This is a genomic window from Tabrizicola sp. (genome assembly GCF_041911175.1).
GTDB lineage: Bacteria > Pseudomonadota > Alphaproteobacteria > Rhodobacterales > Rhodobacteraceae > Tabrizicola.
The window spans coordinates 1-6,014 of record NZ_JAYRPN010000120.1; the positions used below are offsets into that span (position 1 = coordinate 1).

Genomic DNA, 6,014 nt, shown 5'->3' on the forward strand with positions numbered 1-6,014 from the left:
CCCCCCGCCTCCCGAACACCGGGAATGACCGTCATCCAAAACCTTGACAAATCCTGAACGCCCGCAAGCAAGCCCTTGTAATCATTGAATCGAAAAATCTGTCCACCGTGGACAGCCTCAGATCAGCAACCGCCCCGCCAGCCCCGGCAGGTCCTCGAACCGGTCCAGCAGCGCGGCCGGCCTGAACCGCGCCACTCCCGCCCCCTCCGGCCCGAAGGTGACCAGCGCAACCGGCACCCCCGCCGCCACCCCGGTCTTCGCATCCGTCTCGGTGTCGCCCACCAGCATCGACCGGGCGACCGTGCCCCCGGCCCGCTCCACCGCCGCCCGGTAGGGCAGCGGGTCCGGCTTCCTCACCGGAAAGGTATCCGCCCCGACCAGCGCCCCGAAGGTCTCCCTGACCCCCAGCGCCACCAGCAAAAGCTCCGCCAGCCCCTCCGGTTTGTTCGTGCAGACCGAGACCGCGAACCCCGCCGCCTTCAGCCCCTCCACCGCCTCCATCGCCCCTGGATAGAGCCGGGTATGCGTCGCGATCCCGCTGCGGTAGGCGTCCAGCAGCCGCGGATACCCCGCATCCACGTCCGCCTCGGTCCAGTCCTGTCCCAGCCGGGTGAGCCCCAGCCGCAGCATCGCCCGCCCGCCGTGGAAGGCCGTCAGCGCATCCTGCGGCCCCAGGCAGGCCCGGGGAAGCGCCGCATTCGCCGCCGCCAGCAGGTCCGCCGAGGTATCCGCCAAAGTTCCGTCCAGATCGAAGACTACGCAGCGCATTCTTGGCAATCCTGTAACGTGGTGTGAGGCCTCGCCCCCTTGCCACCCGGTCCAAGGGGGGTAAAACGGGCGCAACGATAAAGAAAGGGGCAGAATGCAGGTTTCAGTCATCATCTTGGCCGCCGGTCAGGGCACGCGGATGAACTCCGACCTGCCCAAGGTCCTGCACCAGGTCGCCGCCGCCCCCCTCCTCCACCACGCCCTTGCGACCGCGCAGTCACTGGAACCTTCCCGCATCGTCACCGTGACCGGCCACGGGGGAGAGGCCGTCGCAACCTCCGCCGCCGCCTTCGACGAGACGGTGGAAACCGTCGTCCAGGACCCGCAACTCGGCACCGGCCACGCCGTCGCCCAGGCCGCGCTGCTCCTCTCCGACGAACCGGGCGAGGCCATCGTCCTCTACGCCGACACCCCGCTGATCCGTGAAGAGACCCTCCGCGCGATGCTGGCGGCGCGGGCGAAACACGCCGTCGTCATCCTCGGCTTCCACGCGAAAGATCCGGGCCGCTACGGCCGCCTGCTGACCGAAGGGGATGAACTCCTCGCCATCCGCGAATTCAAGGACGCCACACCCGAGGAACGCAAGCTGACCCTCTGCAACTCCGGCGTCGTCTGCGCCGAGGCTCGCACCCTCTTTTCCCTCATCGCCGAGATCAAGAACGACAACGCCGCGGGTGAATACTACCTGACCGACATCGTCGAGCTGGCCCGCAAGCGCGGCCTCTCCGCCGGGGTCGTCCTCTGCCCCGAGGCCGAGACGCTGGGCGTCAACACCCGCGCGCAACTGGCCGAGGCCGAGGCCGCCTTCCAGTCCCGCGCCCGTGCGTCGGCGCTGGAGACAGGCGTCACCCTGACCGCGCCGGACACCGTGTTCTTCGCACTCGACACCCATATCGGCCGCGACGCGATCATCGGTCCGAACGTCCTCTTCGGCCCCGGCGTCACCGTGGAATCGGGGGCCGAGATCAAGGGTTTCTGCCATCTCGAAGGCTGCCACGTCAGCCGCGGCGCCACCGTCGGCCCCTTCGCCCGCCTGCGTCCCGGCACCGAACTGGCCGAGGATGTGCATGTCGGCAACTTCGTGGAAATCAAGAATGCCATTCTCGACGAAGGTGTGAAGGTCGGCCACCTGACCTACCTCGGCGACGCGCAGGTGGGCGAGCACACCAACATCGGCGCGGGCACCGTGACCTGCAACTATGACGGCGTGATGAAGCACCGCACCATCATCGGCAAGCGCGCCTTCATCGGGTCCGACACCATGCTGGTCGCTCCGGTGCGGGTGGGCGACGGGGCGCTGACCGCCAGCGGATCGGTGATCACCGAGGATGTTCCGGCGGAAGCCGTGGCCATCGGGCGGGCGCGACAGGTCACCAAGCCAGGACTTGCGACCAGAATGTTCGATAAGTTGAAAGCGATTAAGGCTGCGAAGGCAAAGGGGCATTAAAAATGTGCGGTATTGTAGGGGTGCTGGGGAACCATGAGGTCGCCCCGCTGCTGGTCGAGGCGCTGAAGCGGCTGGAATATCGCGGCTACGACAGCGCGGGCATCGCCACGGTCAACGCGGGCAAGCTCGACCGCCGTCGCGCTGTCGGCAAACTCGTGAACCTCTCCGACCTGCTGGTCCACAACCCCTTGGCCGGAAAGGCCGGAATCGGCCATACCCGCTGGGCCACCCACGGCGCCGCGACGGTCAAGAACGCCCATCCCCATCGCGCGGGCCGGGTCGCGGTCGTGCACAATGGCATCATCGAGAACTTCCGCGAGTTGCGGGCCGACCTTGCCGCCGACGGCTACACGCAGGAATCCGACACCGATACCGAAACTGTCGTCCTCCTCGTCAACCGCGCGATGGATCGGGGCGCGAGCCCGGCCGAGGCCGCGCAGGAGACCCTTGCCCGCCTGCATGGCGCCTTCGCGCTCTGCTTCCTGTTCGACGGGCAGGATGACCTGATGATCGCCGCCCGGAAAGGCAGCCCGCTGGCAATCGGCTGGGGCGAGGGCGAGATGTTCGTGGGCTCCGACGCCATCGCTTTGGCCCCGATGACCGACCGGATCACCTATCTGGAAGAGGGCGACTGGGCCGTCGTCACCCGCCAGGGGGCCGAGATCTTCGACGCCCAGAACCGCCGCGCCAACCGGGCCGAAACCCGGATCCAGCTGGACGCGACGCGGATCGAGAAGGCCGGCTACAAGCATTTCATGGCCAAGGAGATCGCCGAGCAGCCGGTGGTCATCGCCGACGCGCTGAAGCACTACTGCACCCCGGAAGGCGGCCTGCACCTGCCGAAAGGCGTGGATTTCAAGGGCATCGCCCGGGTGACGCTGGTCGCCTGCGGCACGGCCTCCTACGCCTGCCATGTCGCGAAATACTGGTTCGAGCAGATCGCGGGCCTGCCCGCCGACATCGACATCGCGTCCGAGTTCCGCTACCGCGACCCGGTCCTGTCGCCCGCCGCGATGGCGATCTTCGTCAGCCAGTCGGGCGAAACCGCCGACACGCTGGCCGCCTTGCGCCATGCCTCGGGCAAGGTGGCCAAGGTGGTTTCGGTGGTCAACGTGCCGACCTCTTCCATCGCGCGGGAAAGCGATCTGGCGTTGCCGATCCTGGCCGGGGTGGAGGTCGGCGTCGCCTCGACCAAGGCCTTCACCTGCCAGCTGACCGTGCTGGCGCTGATGGCGCTGAAGGCGGCGCAGGACCGGGGCCGGATCGACGCCGCCACCCTGCGCGCCCGGCTGGAAAGCTTGCGCGCGATGCCCGGCCTGATGAACGCCGCGCTGTCCCTGTCCGATCCGATTGCACGGGTCGCCGAGGACCTGGGCAAGGCGCAGGACATCCTGTTCCTGGGGCGCGGCCCGATGTTCCCGCTGGCGCTGGAGGGTGCGCTGAAGCTGAAGGAAATCAGCTACATCCACGCCGAAGGTTATGCTTCGGGTGAACTGAAGCACGGCCCCATCGCCCTGATCGACGCCGATGTGCCGGTGATCGTGCTGGCACCGAAGGATGCCCTCTTCGACAAGACCGTGTCCAACATGCAGGAGGTGATGGCGCGGCACGGCAAGGTGCTGCTTCTCTCCGACGCGGCGGGGATCGCGGCGGCGGGACAGGGCACCTGGAAGACGCTGGCGCTGCCGACCGTCGACCCGCTCTGGGCGCCGATCCTCTATGCCGTCCCGGCGCAGCTGCTGGCCTATCACACCGCCATCGCCAAGGGCACCGACGTCGACCAGCCGCGCAACCTGGCGAAATCGGTGACGGTGGAATGAGCATCACTCTGGCGGATGCGCTGGCCGCCCTCGAGGCCGAAGCCGACCCCGAGCGCGCCGTCGCCGAGGCGGCCTATCTCAAGTCGCCCCGCCGCGTGCTGGGCCTGCGGGTGCCGCGGATCACCGAGCTGGCGACCGCCTGGCGCGAGGGGCTCACGGTGGAAGAGCGGGTCGCGCTGGCCGATGGCCTGTGGCGCTCGGACATCCACGAGGCAAGGGTGGCGGCGGCGAAGCTGTTGACCCAGGCGCGGCTGCGCCCGGACCAGGGGGTCTGGGACCTGATCGCCAGCTGGGTGCCGCAGTTCGACGGCTGGGCGCTGGCCGACCATGCCTCGGATGCCGGGGCCCGGCGGCTGGTGGCCGATCCGTCGCGGCTGGAGCAGGTGGAGGGCTGGACCCATAGCCCCCACATGTGGACCCGCCGCGCCGCCTTGGTGATGACCCTGCCCTGGACCAAGCAGAATTTCCCGACGGATCAGGACCTTGCGATCCGCGCCCGTGTCCTGGGCTGGTGCGAACGCCTTGCCCCGGACCGCGACTGGTTCATCCAGAAGGCGGTGGCCTGGTGGCTGCGCGACCTGTCGAAGCACGATGCCGAGGCGACGCGGGTCTTCCTCGCCGCGCATGGCGAGGTGCTGAAACCCTTCGCCCGGAAAGAGGCGGCGCGGCACCTCGGCTGACCGCTCCTCGTTCGCCTTCGGCTCCTCGTCGCCCGCGAGGAGAAACGAAGTGCACGACGAGCAGCCCCCATCACGCCCCGCGATGCCGCTGCCAGCCGATCCGGTCGAAGAGCGGCCCGTAAGCCCCTGCCAATGCCCGCAAAATTGCGCCGTCGGTCCGCCCCGCAGGCTCCCATGCCTTCGTCGCAATCCCCAGGATGCGGGGGGCGATCATCCCCTCGGCCTGCGCGTCTTCGGTGGTGAACTCGCCCCAGAAGCAGGCCTGCACCCCGGCGATGCGCGGGGCGATGTCCTCGGCCCCCTTCGGCACCGGGTCCCAGTCCACGGTTCTTTCCAGCGGCACGAAACCCGCCCAGGCCGCGCCCCAGTCATCGGGATCGTCCGAATGCGCCAGGTCGAAATAGGCCGTCTGCGCCGGGCACATCACCACGTCATGCCCCCGCCGCGCGGCCTCCACTCCCGGCCCCTGCCCGGTCCAACTGAAGAGAAGCGCCCCATTGCCGATGCCGCCCTGCACCCCCTTCGCCGCCTCCTCCCAGGCCGCGACGCGATGGCCCTTCGCGACCAGTCCCTCGGCGAGCCGGGACAGCATCCAGCCCTGCATGTCATCCGAGGTGACCAGCCCCTCGCGCGCCTTCAGGGCTGCCACGGCGGGCGAGCCGTCCCAGGCCCCGTGCGGCGCCTCGTCCGCGCCGAGGTGGATCATGCCGAAGGGGAACAGCGCCGCGACCTCCTCCGTCAGCGGGCGCAGCACCTCCCATGTCGCGGCCATCGCCGGGTTGACGATGTTGTCGATATAGCCCTGGACCGAGGCCTCCTCGCCATTGTCGCCGGGGTCGCGCAGGCCGGGGAGCGCCTTGACCATGCCGTGCGAATGGGCGGGAACCTCGACCTCCGGCAACACCTCGATGTGCAAGGCCTTCGCCCGGGCCAACACCCGCGCGACGTCGGCCTTCGAGTAGCTACCCCCCGCCCTTATGCCGCCGCCGAAGACGCCCGGCACCAGCTCGCCCTCGCCCCGGAAGGCGGTGCGCTGCCAGAGGAGGGGCTGGCTTTCCACCTCCAGCCGGAAGGCCTCGTCGTCGGACAGGTGCCAGTGGAAGCGGTTCAGCTTGAGAAGCGCCATCAGGTCCAGAAGCCGCAGGATGAAATCCACCCCGAAGAAATGCCGGGCGCAATCAAGATGTTGCCCACGCCAGCCGAAGCGGGGCATATCGGTAATCGTGCCGCAAGGCAGCCTGCCGCCACAGGTCTCGCGCAGCGTCAGGAGCGTGATTCCGGCGTAGTGCAGCCCCGCAG

The 6,014-nt window shown here is 68.9% G+C and carries 5 protein-coding genes; 3 read left to right on the plus strand and 2 right to left on the minus strand.

Features of this window, described 5'->3' with window-relative positions:
* Window positions 1–117: 117 nt before the first annotated feature.
* Complete coding sequence (locus tag ACE3P6_RS16165; protein ID WP_374397040.1) at window positions 118–768, minus strand: HAD-IA family hydrolase; 651 nt, start codon at window positions 766–768, stop codon at window positions 118–120.
* A 94-nt stretch (window positions 769–862) separates the two neighbouring features.
* Here ACE3P6_RS16165 and glmU point away from each other — a divergent pair, with 94 nt between their 5' ends.
* Genes glmU through ACE3P6_RS16180 form a run of 3 tightly spaced genes read left to right on the plus strand, consistent with a single transcriptional unit; the run spans window position 863 to window position 4,715 of the window.
* Window positions 863–2,215, plus strand: coding sequence for a bifunctional UDP-N-acetylglucosamine diphosphorylase/glucosamine-1-phosphate N-acetyltransferase GlmU (gene glmU, locus ACE3P6_RS16170; protein ID WP_374397043.1), 1,353 nt, complete (start codon window positions 863–865; stop codon window positions 2,213–2,215).
* A 2-nt stretch (window positions 2,216–2,217) separates the two neighbouring features.
* Window positions 2,218–4,035, plus strand: coding sequence for a glutamine--fructose-6-phosphate transaminase (isomerizing) (gene glmS, locus ACE3P6_RS16175; protein WP_374397045.1), 1,818 nt, complete (start codon window positions 2,218–2,220; stop codon window positions 4,033–4,035).
* The gene (locus tag ACE3P6_RS16180) at window positions 4,032–4,715 is read left to right on the plus strand and encodes a DNA alkylation repair protein (protein ID WP_374397048.1); all 684 of its coding nucleotides are present in this window, start codon (window positions 4,032–4,034) and stop codon (window positions 4,713–4,715) included. Before glmS ends, ACE3P6_RS16180 begins: the two co-directional genes overlap by 4 nt.
* Window positions 4,716–4,785: 70 nt before the next feature.
* Here ACE3P6_RS16180 and ACE3P6_RS16185 read toward each other — a convergent pair.
* Window positions 4,786–6,014 (minus strand): family 20 glycosylhydrolase (locus tag ACE3P6_RS16185; RefSeq protein ID WP_374397050.1); only part of this gene is annotated, 1,229 nt, incomplete at its 5' end.